The organism is Streptomyces sp. NBC_00400 (assembly GCF_036048035.1).
In the GTDB taxonomy this organism is placed as follows: domain Bacteria; phylum Actinomycetota; class Actinomycetes; order Streptomycetales; family Streptomycetaceae; genus Streptomyces.
Genome location: NZ_CP107940.1, coordinates 8,120,537 through 8,135,009, shown reverse-complemented (window position 1 = coordinate 8,135,009; position 14,473 = coordinate 8,120,537). Strand labels below are relative to the sequence as shown.

15 protein-coding genes are annotated in these 14,473 nt (G+C 69.5%); 8 read left to right on the top strand and 7 right to left on the bottom strand.

All coding sequences use genetic code 11. The features are described 5' to 3' along the window. Positions 1-16: 16 nt before the first annotated feature. Both OHS81_RS35720 and OHS81_RS35715 read right to left on the bottom strand, forming a co-directional pair. On the bottom strand, positions 17-4,147 hold the full coding sequence (locus OHS81_RS35720; RefSeq protein WP_328390275.1) for an nSTAND1 domain-containing NTPase: 4,131 nt from the start codon (positions 4,145-4,147) through the stop codon (positions 17-19). A gap of 108 nt (positions 4,148-4,255) precedes the next feature. After that, on the bottom strand, positions 4,256-4,642 hold the full coding sequence (locus tag OHS81_RS35715) for a CU044_2847 family protein (RefSeq protein WP_328390273.1): 387 nt from the start codon (positions 4,640-4,642) through the stop codon (positions 4,256-4,258). A gap of 213 nt (positions 4,643-4,855) precedes the next feature. Here OHS81_RS35715 and OHS81_RS35710 point away from each other — a divergent pair, with 213 nt between their 5' ends. After that, the gene (locus OHS81_RS35710) at positions 4,856-5,173 is read left to right on the top strand and encodes a hypothetical protein (RefSeq protein WP_328390271.1); all 318 of its coding nucleotides are present in this window, start codon (positions 4,856-4,858) and stop codon (positions 5,171-5,173) included. Positions 5,174-5,303: 130 nt separating this feature from the next. On the opposite strand, the gene OHS81_RS35705 is transcribed toward OHS81_RS35710, so the two are convergent. Then, positions 5,304-6,296 carry an Acg family FMN-binding oxidoreductase gene (locus tag OHS81_RS35705; protein ID WP_328390269.1) on the bottom strand — a complete coding sequence of 331 codons (993 nt, stop codon included), beginning with the start codon at positions 6,294-6,296 and terminating at the stop codon, positions 5,304-5,306. A 228-nt stretch (positions 6,297-6,524) separates the two neighbouring features. On the opposite strand from OHS81_RS35705, the gene OHS81_RS35700 reads away from it, so the two are divergent. From OHS81_RS35700 to OHS81_RS35685, 4 genes are all read left to right on the top strand, one after another. Further along, the gene (locus tag OHS81_RS35700; protein ID WP_328390267.1) at positions 6,525-7,205 is read left to right on the top strand and encodes a CBS domain-containing protein; all 681 of its coding nucleotides are present in this window, start codon (positions 6,525-6,527) and stop codon (positions 7,203-7,205) included. Beyond that, entirely contained in the window at positions 7,202-7,963 is a 762-nt protein-coding gene (locus tag OHS81_RS35695) for a universal stress protein (RefSeq protein WP_328390265.1), read from the top strand. Before OHS81_RS35700 ends, OHS81_RS35695 begins: the two co-directional genes overlap by 4 nt. Then, complete coding sequence (locus OHS81_RS35690) at positions 7,960-9,006, top strand: zinc-dependent alcohol dehydrogenase family protein (protein ID WP_328390263.1); 1,047 nt, start codon at positions 7,960-7,962, stop codon at positions 9,004-9,006. Before OHS81_RS35695 ends, OHS81_RS35690 begins: the two co-directional genes overlap by 4 nt. A 76-nt stretch (positions 9,007-9,082) precedes the next feature. After that, a complete protein-coding gene (locus tag OHS81_RS35685; protein ID WP_328390261.1) occupies positions 9,083-9,781 on the top strand; it encodes a helix-turn-helix domain-containing protein in 699 nt (232 codons plus the stop codon). A 23-nt stretch (positions 9,782-9,804) separates the two neighbouring features. On the opposite strand, the gene OHS81_RS35680 is transcribed toward OHS81_RS35685, so the two are convergent. Together OHS81_RS35680 and OHS81_RS35675 are read right to left on the bottom strand one after the other, a co-directional pair. Further along, positions 9,805-10,680 (bottom strand): universal stress protein, encoded by an 876-nt coding sequence (locus OHS81_RS35680; RefSeq protein WP_328390259.1) that lies wholly within the window; start codon positions 10,678-10,680, stop codon positions 9,805-9,807. Between the two features lie 176 nt (positions 10,681-10,856). After that, entirely contained in the window at positions 10,857-11,318 is a 462-nt protein-coding gene (locus OHS81_RS35675; RefSeq protein ID WP_328390257.1) for a Crp/Fnr family transcriptional regulator, read from the bottom strand. Between the two features lie 421 nt (positions 11,319-11,739). Here OHS81_RS35675 and OHS81_RS35670 point away from each other — a divergent pair, with 421 nt between their 5' ends. The 3 genes from OHS81_RS35670 to OHS81_RS35665 all read left to right on the top strand — a co-directional run bounded on the left by OHS81_RS35670 (position 11,740) and on the right by OHS81_RS35665 (position 13,975). Beyond that, entirely contained in the window at positions 11,740-12,282 is a 543-nt protein-coding gene (locus OHS81_RS35670; RefSeq protein ID WP_328390255.1) for a universal stress protein, read from the top strand. 260 nt (positions 12,283-12,542) lie between these two features. Next, positions 12,543-12,728: a cation-translocating P-type ATPase C-terminal domain-containing protein gene (locus tag OHS81_RS37560; RefSeq protein WP_443058815.1), complete on the top strand. Its 186-nt coding sequence runs from the start codon at positions 12,543-12,545 to the stop codon at positions 12,726-12,728. 386 nt (positions 12,729-13,114) lie between these two features. Continuing rightward, positions 13,115-13,975 carry a universal stress protein gene (locus tag OHS81_RS35665; RefSeq protein ID WP_328390253.1) on the top strand — a complete coding sequence of 287 codons (861 nt, stop codon included), beginning with the start codon at positions 13,115-13,117 and terminating at the stop codon, positions 13,973-13,975. Positions 13,976-13,986: 11 nt separating this feature from the next. On the opposite strand, the gene OHS81_RS35660 is transcribed toward OHS81_RS35665, so the two are convergent. Together OHS81_RS35660 and OHS81_RS35655 are read right to left on the bottom strand one after the other, a co-directional pair. Further along, on the bottom strand, positions 13,987-14,154 hold the full coding sequence (locus tag OHS81_RS35660) for a universal stress protein (protein WP_328391666.1): 168 nt from the start codon (positions 14,152-14,154) through the stop codon (positions 13,987-13,989). Between the two features lie 19 nt (positions 14,155-14,173). After that, positions 14,174-14,338: a hypothetical protein gene (locus tag OHS81_RS35655; RefSeq protein WP_328390251.1), complete on the bottom strand. Its 165-nt coding sequence runs from the start codon at positions 14,336-14,338 to the stop codon at positions 14,174-14,176. Positions 14,339-14,473: the final 135 nt, after the last annotated feature.

Here is a 14,473-nt window from a genome sequence, read left to right as displayed (position 1 = left end):
ACGCCGACGGGCCGTTTCAGTGGGCCGATGAGGCTGGACATGGTGGATCGGACGCCTGGCCCTGCAGGTACGAAGACCGTTCTTCCTTGGTGAAATTCCGGTGCAGTGCCCGACAGATTTCCCGGCTGGCTTCGACTGCATCAGGGAGGGCCACGGCCCACAGTCGCACGTAACTGCCGTCACTCACGGTGGAGAGGGTCCTGCCGTCGGGGCTGAAGACCACCAAGCGCACTCCGTCGCCGGCGCCCTGGAGGGTGGCGCGGGATCTGGCGCTGGCTACGTCCCACAACCGCACGGGGCCGTCGTCGCTGGTGGCGGTGGCGAGAGTCTTGCCGTCGGGACTGAACACCACCGAACGCACCTTGTCAGCGTGGCCGCGGAGGGTGACACGGGGTTTGCCGGTGGCTGCGTCCCACAACCGCACGGGGCCGTCGATGTCGCTGACGGTGGCGAGAACCTTGCCGTCGGGACTGAACGCCACCGAACGCACCGAGCTTGTGTGGCCGTGGAGGGTGGCGCGGGGTTTGCCGGTGGCTACCTCCCACAACCGCACACCGTCGAAGCTGGCAGCGATGGCGAGAGTCTTGCCGTCGGGACTGAACACCACCGAATTCAACCCGTCTGTGTGGCCGCGGAGGGTGGCACGGAGTTTGCCGGTGGCTACCTCCCACAACCGCACACCGTCGAAGCTGGTGGCGGTGGCGAGGGTCTTGCCGTCGGGACTGAACACCACCGAACCCACCCTGCCTGTGTGGCCGCGGAGGGTGGCGCGGGGCTTGCCGGTGGCTGCGTCCCACAACCGCACGGTCTCGTCAGTGCTGACGGCGGCGAGGGTCTGGCCGTCGGGGCTGAACGCCACCAAAATCACCGCGCCTGTGTGGCCGTTGAGGGTGGCACGGCGCTTGCCGGTGGCTACCTCCCACAGCCGCACGCCGTTGATGCCGGTGGCGGTGGCGAGGGTCTTGCCACCGGGGCTGAACGCCACCGAATCCGGCAAGCCCGTGCCGAGGAGGGTGGCACGGGGTTTGCCGGTGGCTGCATCCCACAACCGCACCGTGTCGTCGTCGCTGCCGGAGGCCAGGGTCTTGCCATCCGGACTGAACGCCACCGAACTCACGCCATATCTGTGGCCGTGGAAGATGGCGCGGGACTTGCCGGTGGCTGCATCCCACAACCGCACCGTGTCGTCGTCGCTGCCGGAGGCCAGGGTCTTGCCATCCGGACTGAACACCAGCGAACTCACCGGACTTTTATGGCCGTGAAGGGTGGCGCGGGGTTTGCCGGTGGCTGCATCGCACAACCGCACCGTGTCGCCGCTGCCGGCGGCGAGGGTCTTGCCATCGGGACTGAACGCCACCGAACTCACCCCGCTGCTGAGGCTGTGGAGGATGGCGCGGGACTTGCCGGTGGCTACCACCCATAACCGCACGCCGTCGAAGCTGGCGGCGGCAGCGAGGGTCTTGCCATCAGGACTGAACACCACCGAACCCGCCCCGCCGCTGAGGCCGTGAAGGGTGGCGCGGGGTTTGCCGGTGGCTGCATCCCACAACCGCACCGTGTCGTCGTAGCTACCGGAGGCGAGGGTCTTACCATCCGGACTGAACACCACCGAACCCACCAAGCTTGTGTGGCCGTGGAGAGTGGCGCGGGGTTTGCCGGTAGCTACCTCCCACAACCGCACGGTTTCGCCGCTACCGGTGGCCAGGGTCTTGCCGTCAGGACTGAACGCCACCGAACTCACCCCGCCGCTGAGGTCGTGGAGGGTGGCGCGGGGTTTGCCGGTGGCTGCATCCCACAACCGCACGGTGTGGTCGTTGCTGCCGGAGGCGAGGGTCTTGCCGTCGGGACTGAACGCCACCGAATTCACGGGCTTGGTGTGGCCGGTAAGGCGGTGTCGGAGAGGGAGTGCGGCGGCCGTGTAGAGGCTGCCCATTGCTTCGTGGGTGGGACTGGTCCGGTAGGCCTGGATGGCAAGGAGTGAGGCCAGGTCGGGGTCGGTGTCCAGCAGAGTGGCGGACCGGGCGGCCAGTTGTCGTGATTGGGCCGCGTGCTGTGCGGTGATGGCATTGTGTTGCGCGGTGAGGGCGGTCTGTCGTTGCCAGAAGGCCACTGCGGTGGCGATCAGGGCGAGGGTGAGGATGCCGGCCAGGATCGTGTTGATGCGTCGGGTGCGGCGGACTGCGGCCTGCTGGTGCTGCCGACTGGCTGTCAGGAGCGTGGTGATGTCTGTCGGCAGGGGGCGTTGATGTGCCCAGTCGACGCCTTCGGCAAGAGCTGTTCCGTCCAGCAGGTCCCCGGGAAGGCCGCTTTCGGCATGGCGTGCCTGCTGTTCGGCGGCGCGGTGCAACCAGATCTGGAAGCGGTGGTCCTGGGTTACCCAGTCGCGCAGGTCGCTCCAGTCGCGGATGAGTGCGTCATGGATGAGCTCTGCCGTCGGCTCACCAGGGGTGTCGCCGGGCTGAGTTGTGGTGGTGCCGGTGGTGATGATGCGGTAGCGGGTCAAGCAAGCCACTACCTCGTCGAAGGCCGCATCAGCCGCTGGATCTGCGGCCTCGGGGCCGGTGGTGAGGGCGCGCAGGCGGGTGAGGGGGACTTGCTGGCGTGCTGCCGGGGTGGCGTGGGCTTCGTCGGCGGGGCGTACCAGCGCGGTGAGGATCCGCTTGGCCGTCGGGCGGTGGTCTACTGGCAGGTTGTTGAGGGCGCGGTTGCACCAGCTTGCCAGGCTGCCGGTGACCTCGCCAATGCTCTGGTAGGCGTGATGGGTGAGCCGGCCGTGGTCGCGGCGTTCCCACAGCTGGCTCAGGGCCAGTTCCAGGGGCGGTAGCAGCGTGACCGGTGCCTGCCGGGCGGGGTCGGCGGCCAGGACGTCGGTGATGATCCGCTCCGGCAAGCCGTCCTCGATCCGCACGCCCGCTGTGAGGGCGGGGCGGGTGATGATCGCCTGGAGTTCCGGGACGCTCAGTGTGGCGGGTACGTTGAGCAGTCCGGGCGCTGCGGCCTCCAGTAGCCGGGGGGCCAGGGCGGCCATTCGTGGGTAGAAGTCGTCACGCATGACCAGGATGACACTGAGGGCTGCGTGCGAGTCGATGGCTGCCACCAGTTCTTCCGCGGCGGCCAGACAGCTGTCGGATGAGCCGCCGTCTGTGGTGGTGGGGTGGGTGAGAATTTCCTCGAACTGGTCGATGACCAGGAGCAGGCGGTCGCAGTCGGCTTCGGTGGCCAGGCGGCGCTCCACCGCGGGAAGGATTCCGTCGGTGGCGGCTCCGGGCAGTCCGGCGCGTTCCAGCTCGGCGAGCAGATCCCTTCCCGGCCGGGTGAGCAGGGGCAGCCAGCGGTCGCTGCCCGGTAAGCCACCAGCGGCCAGGGCGGGCAGAACACCGGCCTGCAGCAGGGAGGACTTGCCCGCACCGGAAGGACCCAGCAGCAACAGCATCCGCCGTTGCCGGCCCAGCGCCGCCAGCACGCTTTCCACGGCCCCGTCCCGGCCGTGGAACCACCCGGCGTGCTCGGCGGTGAACGGCTCCAGCCCGCGGTAGGGACACACTTCGTCCTCGGTCAGCTCCGGCCGGACCTGCCGCAATACCTCGGCAGGCGTAGCATAGGCGATCCCCAGCCCCTTGAGGTGGTCGTCCGGGGAAGCGATCGAGGTGACCATCCCGATGACCAGACCTGTCACCTCGTCGACGACCGGCCCGCCACTGAAGCCTGTCGTGAGGTCGTTGGCCCCGGACAACTGCAACAGGGAGCCTGCACCGTCGTCGCCGGGCAGCAGGTCACCGGCCGTGCCATAACCGAAATGGCCGCCCGGCGGCGCCTGGACGGGGAATCCGAACGAGGACACCCGATGCCCCTGGCACCCCGCCCCCGACCCCAGCGCCAGCGCACCTGCGCCCGCCGGAACACTCTCCAACTGCAGGACGGCGACATCCTCCGCCTCCGCAGCCCGCCACTGCCCGGCCACCACACGACCCCACACCCGCGGAGCGTCGGGCAGATGAGGGAAGACCAGCTCCACCCGTCCGTCGGGGCCCTGCCCAGCGGGGTCCACCACATGGGCACAGGTAACGGCGATACCCTCACCGGCCAGGAAGCCCGCACCTGCGACGCTGCCGTCCGCCGCGAGGACCTGAACGACCGAAACCGGCACCGAGGACGCAGGCTCACCACCGGGACCCGTATGACCGCCCACACCTCCCGTGCTCCGCCTGATACCGGGGCCAAGCGAAAGACCGTCCTCCACCGTCCTACCCCCGTCTCACCGAGCGACTTCCGCCGGCTCCCCGTTCTTCCACAGCACGCGGACCTTCAGATGAACAGCCGCCTCACCGTTGGTGATCACCGCTCCGGCCTTCGCCGAGAGATTCACCCCGAACTCGACCTCGACCTCATCAGGACCGGCCTGCCTCAACTGCTCCAGCACCGTCTGTGCCGTCTCCCGGACCGGCGCCAGCGAAGCCTGCAACGTCTGTGGCAGCTCACGGACCGCCTCGCTGACCCGCCCGGCCTTCACCGGCCCCTCAGGCTCCGCGGTGGCCTCAAACAAGATCGCCCCGCCACCATCAAGCGGCATACGCGCAAAACTTGACATCAGCTCCCCCTCCAAGAAGCCATTTTGCACCTCGACGGCCAGACCGGACAGCACGTCAAACCATCACGCCGAAACCGGCCGAGCACGCACCACCAAACCTGCACAAGACGTTTGCCTGGCACCCGGCTCAATCCGCTGAACGCACGCCCCGGCGGGACGCGTCACAGGGCTCCACGTTCCCTAGCCCCCGAACTGCTGGGCCGTGTGCACCAGCCGGAGGGCCTCTGACGGGCGGCCACCCCCGTACGCCAGGAAGGCGAGTGCGCCGTGAGCGTACGCCTGACACCGGGCCCACAGCCCTCCGATCGCTTCGGCCTCGAAGCCGGTGTCGACCGCCAGCTCGACGACGCACAAGACACCCGGGCACGCCTGCGCTGGGGGCCGGTCGCCAAGATGCTCCGCAACCCGCGTTACGCGGGCATGGTCTCCTACGCGGGGAACACCGGATCCAGACCCGCTACTGCCGGGGACGGCTGGTCACTGGTCCTCTTCGATGACGAGGGACGCCGCCCGGTGGGCCGGTCGGCCGCCGCTTGGACCCTTGCGGGGCCGTTCGGCCCGTGCGTTCCTCGGCGATGCGCGTGATGCTGCACGCGAGGAACCGTCTGCAGCTCGGCCGTGCTCCGGCCTGCCCAGCATGGTCGCCGGGAGGGAGCAGCCCCGCTGGCGCGATGTCGTCAGCCTCCGTACCTTCGCTCCCTCATCCAGCCGTCATTCACGGCTTGATCGTGAGCACCTGGTCCAGCGGACGTCGCGGGGTCCTGGGCCCCTGTGGGCCGTACCCCAGGCGCAGGATCATGTGCACATAGCCGGTGCCGGACTGCGGGTCGCGCAGAATCCAGCGCAGTTCCGGCCATTCGACGGGCTGCGTCGCGAAGGAGCTGGCGAGTCCCTGGAGGGCGGCCAGGAGCAGGACACGCTCCAGTGCCTGGCCGGCGCGTAGCCAGTCGGCCGGGGTGTCGCCCATGGTGCTGAGCGAGGCCAGTTGGGGGCGTTTCTCGAAGTCGGCGTAGGCGCGGTCGGGCATGGTGCCCCGGCCGGCGAAGTCCCTGACGGGGGTCGAGCCGGTGCGCTTGCGGGGGCCGAAGGCGTAGTCCGGGATGCCGTCGTCGACGGCTGGTTCGGCAGCGGTGTCGTGAGTCCAGCGGCGCTGTTCGGCATCGCGGCCGTCGTCCATCCGGTTGTAGCCCTCGGCATGCATGATCAGATCCAGCACGGTCTCGCGGTGCGGGGTGGTGAGGAAGCTCAGCTGTGCCCCTTCCCGGGCCGCGGCCTCGGCGAGAGTGGCGAGGATGTTTTCCGGGATCTGACGTTCCGTGAAGGGGGAGCGGCTGGTGTGACGGTTGCGGATGGCGGGATGGAGACCGGGGAGGGACTCGTCCATGTGCTCATGAGGGTCGTCCAGCCGCACGGCGGCCAGGAGCGCCGGGGCATGCAGGTCAGGGAGGAGGGTCGTTGAGGTGCGATGGCCGGCATGAGATGCCGCCACTCGCAGATTCAGCAGCGCAGCTCCGCACCCCAGGTGCAGGCCACGGGTCGTGGGGTCGGCGTGCGGCATTGCGCGCTCGAGGTCGGCGGACAGGGTGAACGTACGGCTGTGGCGGGCGTAGCTGAAGTACCAGGGCTGGGCGTTGTGCATGGACGGCGCGGTGACGGCGTCAGCGACGAGGGTCTTCACCAGCGTGTCGTCGAGGGTCTGGATGAACACCGGGGCCTCCCGTACGGGGCGGACGGTGGATCGGTGGGCTTCTTCAGCGTGGTGGGGCCGCTGTGGTCGCGTCAGGGGCCATAGGTCCCTTGCCGCAGGCCACTCGGGCCCTTCGGGCCTGCCGGCCGGCCGATGGGGCCGAGTGGCTCATGCCGGGAGCGCCCGTGCTCCGGCCACGCTGGAGAAGTGGGGGCAAGGCGTCGACCGCCACGGGGAGAGGAGCCGGAGATGGAGCACCGCACGATAGGTGAGCTCATGACGAGGCAGGTCGTGAGTGTGCAGCTCGACACGCCGTTCAAGGACATCGCGCAGATCCTCGCCGACAACGCGGTGAGTGCCGTGCCGGTACTCGACGGCCTCGGCAGACCGGCCGGGATCGTCTCGGAGGCCGACTTGCTGCGGAAGGCGGCTGACCGGTCCGATCTCTCCGGCCGGACACCGTTGCCCCACCTCGAGGCGTGGCAGCGGGCCCGGGCCGAGGGGTGCACCGCCGACGCACTCATGTCCGCTCCGGCGGTCTGCGCTCACCCGGAATGGACCGTGGTGGAGGCGGCACGGCTGATGGAGGTGCAGAACGTGAAGCGTCTGCCCGTGGTCGATGAGACGGAGACGCTGCTGGGCATCGTCAGCCGCAGCGATCTGCTGCGCGTCTTCCTCCGCCAGGACAAGGCGATCCAGGAGGAAATCTCGCGGGAGATCATCGGACGCACCGCACGCCTCGGCGCAGCAGGCGTGACCGCCGACGTCGTCCAGGGTCAGGTGGCACTGCACGGCTCCGTGGCCGAGCCTCTGCTCACCCCGGTTCTTGTCCGCATGTGCGCCGGCGTCGACGGCGTCGTGTCGGTCTCCGAAGACCTGAAGCCGGCCATGGCCGCCGACTCTGCCAAGGGGAGCGGAGCACGCGCATGAAGGATCTCGTCACGGTCGGTCTGGACGGCACTCTCCAGTCCCTGTCCGCGGCGCTGTGGGCGGCGCGGGAGGCGGAGCTGCGCAAGGCGCGGCTGCAGCTTCTGCACGCCTGGATCCTGCTCGCCCCGGAGCCGACCGGCGCGCCGTCCGAGGAAGCGGAAGAGAACTACTGGCCGCACCGGATCATCGATGAGGCTCAGACAGCAGTGGCATCGTCCCACCCCGACCTTCCTGTGGACGTGAGCTTGGTGCGCGGAGAACCGTCGGACGCCCTGGCCAAGGCGGCTGAACAGTCGGACCTGCTGGTTCTCGGATCGCGAGGTCTCGGAGCCGCCGCACGCTTCACCCTGGGAGAGATCGGGCTGGAACTGGTGACCCGCACCGCCGTCCCGACTGTGCTTGTCCGTGCCCGGCAGGACACCCCGGCCCGCATCGGAAGCGGCAATGTGACGGTCGGCGTCAGTCTGCACGCCGCCTGCGACGGGCTGCTGGCGTTCGCGTTCGAAACCGCCGCTCGGCGGGCCGTCCCGCTGCGCGCCGTACACGGCAGCGTGTTGTGCGGACTGCCTCGTGGACTCGGTACGGTCGATCGCGAACGCCGGGATGACCACCGATCCACCCCGCTCTCGCCACCCGGGCAGATGGGGCCGATGCACCCCGCGTGGGGACCGACCGGCCCATGTGCCGGGCATGCGCTCCGCCAGAGGCTGGGCATGAAGGCACCTCACTCGCCTCGTGCACGGAGAGGCGCACCATGAAGGCACTCGTCTACCACGGGCCCGGCCGCTCCTCGTGGGACCAGGTCCCTGATCCGGACGTCCAGGAGCCGACCGACGCCGTCGTACGGGTCGACGCCGTCACGATCTGCGGCACGGACCTGCACATCCTCACGGGGGATGTGCCCGACGTGGCACCGGGCACGGTGCTGGGGCACGAGGCCGTCGGCGAGATCGTGGAGATCGGTGACGACGTACGGGCGGTCCGGCCCGGCGACCGGGTGCTGGTTTCCTGCATCTGCGCCTGCGGCCGCTGCCGCTTTTGCAAGGAGGCGCGGTACGGCCAGTGCCTGGGAGGCGGCGGCTGGGTTCTCGGGCACCTGATCGACGGCACTCAGGCCGAATACGTCCGTGTCCCGTTCGCCGACCTCTCCGTCCATCCACTGCCGCATTCCGTGGCGAGCAACGACGCGGTCATGCTGGCCGATATCTTCCCCACGGCTTATGAGGTGGGTGTCTTGAACGGAGCCGTCCGGCCGGGCGACACCGTTGCCGTGATCGGTGCGGGACCCATCGGGCTGGCGGCCATCGTCACGGCACGGCTCCTCACCCCCGCCCGGATCATCGCCGTCGACCTGGCCGACTCCCGTCTACAGGCGGCGCGTCGGCTGGGAGCGGACGCCATCGTGGAGGTCTCGGAGTCTCCCGAAGACATGATGTCGGACCTCACCGACGGGTTCGGCGTCGATGTCGCCATCGAGGCGGTAGGGGTGCCGGAGAGTTTCGAGCTGTGCACCCGCGTCGTACGCCCTGGCGGCCACGTCGCCAACATCGGTGTCCACGGAAAACCGGCCACGCTGCACCTCGAAGATCTGTGGATCAAAGACGTGACGATCACCACCGGACTCGTGGACACCTGCACCACCCCCGTGCTGCTGCGCATGGCGTCTGCTGGACGACTCGACCTGTCGTCGCTGGTGACACACACCTTCCCCCTCAATCGCATGGAAGAGGCCTACGCCGTCTTCTCCACCCCTGCCGACAGCGGCGCGCTCAAGGTCGTCCTGAACAGGCGCGCACCATGACCCAACTGGCCGCGGCCGCTGGGCGAACCACGGCCGGCGCCCCGCCGACACCGCTCGACGAAGGGATGTGTACACGATGACGAACAAGAAGCCCGGCTACTCGGAGCCGGTCCGGACCAGCAGTGACCTTGGGCGGCGCGTCGCGCTGCGCCGGCAGCAATTGGGGCTGACCCGCGAGGAGGTCGCGGCCCGCGCCGCTGCCTCGCCCGACTATCTCCAGTACGTGGAGGAGAGCGCTGCCCGGCCCGGCATCGGATTTCTGCTGAGCCTCGCCGGCGCGCTGGATACCACGGTGGCCGAGCTGGTGGGAGACACCATGGAGCTGCCGGCGGGCTTCGGCAAGGCCGCGGCGCATCCCGAAGTGCTCGTGCTCAGCCCCGCTGAGTGCCGGGAACGGCTCTCCACCCACGGTGTCGGCAGGGTGGCGGTCACCATCGAGGAGGCACCCGCGGTCTTTCCCGTGAACTACACCGTCGCCGACGAGCTGATCGGCTACCGCACCGCACCGGAAGCCGGGCCGGCCGCAGCGGCCGGCCAAGAGGTCGCAATGGAGGTGGATCACATCGATGACGCATTCAGCCAGGGCTGGAGCGTCCTGGTCGTGGGGCGAGCCCACCTGGTCACCAACGTCTACGAGGCCCGTCGTCTGGAGGAACGCGCCCACACCGGCCCCTGGGTGGGCGACGGACGTCACCAGTGGATCGCCATCCATCCGACGCGGATCACCGGCCGACGCATTCGTGTCATGGGTGCGCATGCATCATCGAAGGGGTGACAGAGCCGAGGGCGGCCCCGTGTTCAGGCCGAGTGCGGCACGACCGCCACGGGGCACTCCGCGTGGTGCAGAGCGGTGTGCGCCACGCGCCCCAGCTGGAGACCCAGACGAGTGTCACGGCGCAGCGCTCCGAGCACCAGCAGATCCGCGGCGGCGGAACGCCGCGTCAGCACCTTGTGGGCCGGCCCTTCCACCGTGGTGCGCCGGACCCGCACCGTCGGATATTCACCGGCCGTCTCCTCCAGCGCCTCGTCCAGCACGGCCGATGCCCGGCCCTCGTGGTAGCGCTCCGGATCTCCGGCGAGCAGCGGGTGGTCGGTGGTCTCGTGCGCGGGGCAGCGCCAGGTGCGGACGGCATCGAGGGTGCAGCCTCGGGCCGCGGCCTCGCGGAAGGCGAACCGGACGGCCTCCGAGCCTTTGGCCGAGTCACCGACGCCCAGGAGGACGCGCTCGTGCGTCCCCGCGAGCCCCGCCTTGTCTCCGCGTACGACGATCACGGGACAGCGGGCGCGGGCTGCTACGGCCAGCCCTACCGATCCCAGCAACAGGCCGGTGAATGCACCACGGCCGCGTGACCCGACGATCACCGCGGAGGCATGGTCGCCTTCGCTCAGCAGCACGGATTCCGGGTCGTCCCCCAGGACCTGTGTGGTGACGTCGACGTTGGCGTTGCGCAGGTGGGCGCGTTCGACCGCCGCCCCGACGATGTTATCGGCGAGTACCTCCCCGGCTGGGCGCTTCAGGCTCAGCCCGAGCGCCGCGTCCTCGTAACGCTCCCATCGTGAGGCGTACACCAGACGCAGCGGCAGCTCGTGGAGGGCGGCCTCGTCCAGCGCCCAATCGAGCGCCAGGAAACCGTCATCCGATCCGTCCATGCCGACGACCAGGGGGCGCACCATCGTCCCCACCGCCTTTCCCGCATCAGCGAAGAAGTGCCCCTTCCGTCACCGTCGCACCGTCAGACATCGGGGAGCAGGGCCTGATGGCGGCCGACGGGTGGGCCGCTCGGCTCTCCTTCGAGGCGGCCGGCGAGGCACTCCATGCCGACCACGTCCGCGGTTCGTCCCCGGCTGCCTCACGGCGGAGCCGGCATGGTGTTCGCTCCCGGCCCGCACATATCGACGAGACGAAGCCTCGTGGCCTGGAGACGGCGTGCGACCACGTCGAGGACTCGGCGGGTCACCGCCAGTCCGAGGACCGGATCCGCCTCGCACAGGGCACGCACCGCTGTCGCATCGAACTCGTATGCCCGTACGGGAGTGAACGCCTCCGCGCCCATGCGCCAGGTGTACGGCGGTACCACCCATGACCAGCCCACCAGGTCGTCATGGCTCAGCATGTCAACAACCACCGACCGACCACTCGCTACCTGGATGTCGAGATTCACCGAGCCGGTGCGGATGATCCAGAACCGGTCGGCGAGCCCGCGTTCCTCAAAGATCCGTGCCCCTGCCGGAAACGACACCTCCTGAGCGAACCGCATCAGGCATTCGCGCCCGTCGGCTGGAAGCCCATTGAGCAATGACATGGTGATCATGACGGCTTCTCCCGGATCTCCGCCGACGACGTGCGGCCGCCGGCTTTGCACAAGCCGGTCACCACCAGAGTGCGCACGCGGACGGGGAACGGTGCAGGGGCTGTTCGGTGTGGTGTGGTGGGCCGAAGGGCCCCAAGGCCGGGAGCTCACCGGGACCGGCGGCCGCCACATCGGTCTGCGGGAGCCGCTCGCTGGCTGACCGATCCCAGGAGCCACTGAGCTCCGCCTGACGCACCGCCGTGCGCACTCGTGCTCTCCCACCAGCTTCCGCCGGGTCGAGGCACCGCGCAGGCGAACACCGGTCCTCCCCGAAGGCCGAACGGCCCGCCGTTGGGCCGATGAGCCCCTGTTCTCCCTTCTCCACCGGCCGCAACCTGGCATCCAGTGGACACGCCTCCTCCCCCGTCAGGCGGTGAACCGAATGGACCTTCCCCTGGTCGTAGGCATCGACGGTTCCCCTGACGCCCTGCGCGCGGTGGACTGGGCCGCTGATGAGGCCGCGCTACGCGGATGCCCGCTGCGCCTGTTGTACGCGTCGTTGTGGGCACCCTACGAGGCGTCCGCGCTCTCTCCCGGCAGCTCCCCACGCGTTCAACGGGCAAGCGCCGCCCAGACCGTTGTCTCCACCGCTGAAGGGCGAGCGCGGTCGCGACGCCCGGAGGTGGTGTTGGCGGCTGACGTCTGCAACGAGGACCCGGTCCATGGACTGGTCGACGCGAGCGACCGTGCCGCCGCGATCATCGTCGGCAGCCGAGGACACGGGCTCTCCGGCGTCCTCCTCGTCGTCGAGAGCCGTGCGCGGCCGGCGCTCTTGCAGGCCGCTGCCCACGCAGATCTGCTGGTGGTGGGAGCTCGACGGCGACGAGACCCGATGGCGCTGCAGCTCGGACTTGTCAACCACGCGATGCTCCACTACGCGCCGTGCACCGTCGCGGTCGTTCCCGCAGAAGGAAGAGCCGGCTGACCGCCGTTTCAGGTATCAGGCGGACACACACCGGCGAGGAGGACCGCCCACTTCTCGCGGGCCCTGATTGCGCGGTGCACGGTTTCGCTCCGCTGCTCCGCGCCTCCTCGTCCTCCTCGTCACTTTCAGTAAAGCTCACACCCCAGCCCTGGAGGGGGTCCGGTCGGCCCTTTCCGAGGGACCGACCGGCCCTGCTTTCGGTCGAGGACCATCCAGCCCCTTCCTCGGGCGCTTCGCCCCATGCTCGCCCGCCCCCGGCCATGGCACAGTCGGCACAGGGAAGTGAACATCCACGCGTTTTCGCCGTCGTTGACCCTCGCTGCACCCCGAGGCACGGCGAACTGCCCGCGCCGGCCCTGGCACTTGGAGCCGAACCACCCGAACGCGATGTGATGGACCGCCCGCCCAGGCCCCCGCACGAACCGCTCCGCCGCGCCACTTCCTGAGGCGTCAGGCCGTCCGGTGGTACTTCCAGCGCCGTGCAGAGACCGTCGGGCGGCAACTGCTGGAAGTCACCCGGCCCAGCCGGTTCAGGTACCCGGTCGGCGAGGCAGCCGGCCGGGGCTGTTGCCGTGTCGCGGCGCCTCCTCGCTGCCGGTGTCCTCACACCTACAGGTTCACCTGACGAGGGGCGGGAAGGCGAGGGGCCGAAGGACCCGAAGCGGGTCGCCGCGTCGGTCCTTCCCGAGAGGTGCACGGCGCATCGGGTGATCGGCACCTCCCGGGCGCCACGTGGCCTCCCGGTAGGACCGCTCGGCCCATGTATGTGCCCCTGGGCTGCGGCGATGCTGGGCCGAGGAGGCTTGTAGTCCTGGCTGTGTGGAGGTTGGTGATGGGCGGGTCTGTTGTCGTAGGGCTGGACGGCACCGGTAACAGCGTGCCGGCCGTGCGCTGGGGCGCCGAGGAAGCGGCGGCCCGAGGCCTCTCGCTGCACCTTCTTCATTCCTGGACCTCGCAGCCCCTGAACCGCCCCATCGCCCGGGAGGCCGCGAACAAGAAGCGCTATGGAGCCGAGGTGCTCGCGTCAGCCGAAGCCATGGCGCTCGAGTTGCATCCGGATATCTCGGTGACGGCCGAGCAGGTTTCGGAGCAAGCGGTCGACGCGTTGGTGGACCACAGTGGGCAGGCCACGCTGATGGTGCTCGGATCGCGCGGGCACGGTGCGATAGCCGGGTTCCTGCTCGGTTCGGTCAGCCTGCACGTCCTCGGACGCGCGGCGTGCCCGGTGGTCACCGTGCGCGAAGAAGAGGCCATCGCCTATGGACGGCCCGAGGTCGTAGTCGGCGTCCAGGAGCCCGGGACACAGGGTGAGGCAGTGCTGGACTTTGCGTTTGCTGCCGCCGAGGCCCACCGCACGAGCGTGCGCGCCGTACGGGCGTGGGAGCCGCTGGATGTCGGGCGTTATGTGCCCACCGCCCCGGCCGACCCTCCGGAGGAGGATCAGTCCGCAGTCGGCGAGGAGAAGATGCTGACCGGCATCCTGGCGCCCTGGCGAGCGAAGTACCCCGGTGTCCACGTAGTCGAACACGTGCAGCGGGGCAGAGTGGCACCGGTCCTGCTGGGGGCGTGCTCACAGGCAAGCCTGTTGGTCGTCGGGCGTCGAATGCAGCGCACCCCGATGCTTCTCGGCCCCATTGTGTTCGCCGTTCTGCACCATTCCTTCTGCCCGGTCGCGGTCGTCCCGCGCATCTGACCCACTCCGCGTCAGCGACTGGCACGCCCGTCCGGAACGGGAACGGTGACGACCGGACACTGTGCGTGGAGCGCTCCCTGGCTCACCGAGCCCAGGAGCATGCCGGCGAATCCACCCAGTCCTCGGGTTCCTGTGACAAGTGCGAGGCCGTGCCGTGACTCACGGACGAGGACTTCCACCGGGTGACCGGTGATCACCTCATGGTGCGCCCTCGGCCAGCAGGCCTCTTACGGACAGGTCAAGATGGCGTGACTCGGCGAAAGAGACGGCTTGGGCGAGCGTGTCCTCGGCCGTTCGGTGTCCGGTGCCGGACCACTCCTGCCACGACGGCAGGTGTCCGTCCGGACCGGTCGGTGCGGGCATTCCCTGAGCGTGCACGACGACAAGCGGCAAGCGTCGGCGCTCCGCCTCGTCCGCGGCCCAGGCGAGCGGTACTCGGTGGTGAGCGTGGGATTCCATGCCGACGACGACGGGGCGGGCGCCTCTGGAAGTCCATGG

Coding starts and splice junctions, on each gene's coding strand:
- OHS81_RS35685 (WP_328390261.1), top strand. CDS start 9,083: ATGACGAACAAGAAGCCCGGCTACTCGGAGCCGGTCCGGACCAGCAGT.
- OHS81_RS35665 (WP_328390253.1), top strand. CDS start 13,115: ATGGGCGGGTCTGTTGTCGTAGGGCTGGACGGCACCGGTAACAGCGTG.
- OHS81_RS37560 (WP_443058815.1), top strand. CDS start 12,543: ATGGCACAGTCGGCACAGGGAAGTGAACATCCACGCGTTTTCGCCGTC.
- OHS81_RS35680 (WP_328390259.1), bottom strand. CDS start 10,680: ATGGTGCGCCCCCTGGTCGTCGGCATGGACGGATCGGATGACGGTTTC.
- OHS81_RS35695 (WP_328390265.1), top strand. CDS start 7,202: ATGAAGGATCTCGTCACGGTCGGTCTGGACGGCACTCTCCAGTCCCTG.
- OHS81_RS35690 (WP_328390263.1), top strand. CDS start 7,960: ATGAAGGCACTCGTCTACCACGGGCCCGGCCGCTCCTCGTGGGACCAG.
- OHS81_RS35670 (WP_328390255.1), top strand. CDS start 11,740: ATGGACCTTCCCCTGGTCGTAGGCATCGACGGTTCCCCTGACGCCCTG.
- OHS81_RS35655 (WP_328390251.1), bottom strand. CDS start 14,338: ATGCCCGCACCGACCGGTCCGGACGGACACCTGCCGTCGTGGCAGGAG.
- OHS81_RS35700 (WP_328390267.1), top strand. CDS start 6,525: ATGGAGCACCGCACGATAGGTGAGCTCATGACGAGGCAGGTCGTGAGT.
- OHS81_RS35675 (WP_328390257.1), bottom strand. CDS start 11,318: ATGATCACCATGTCATTGCTCAATGGGCTTCCAGCCGACGGGCGCGAA.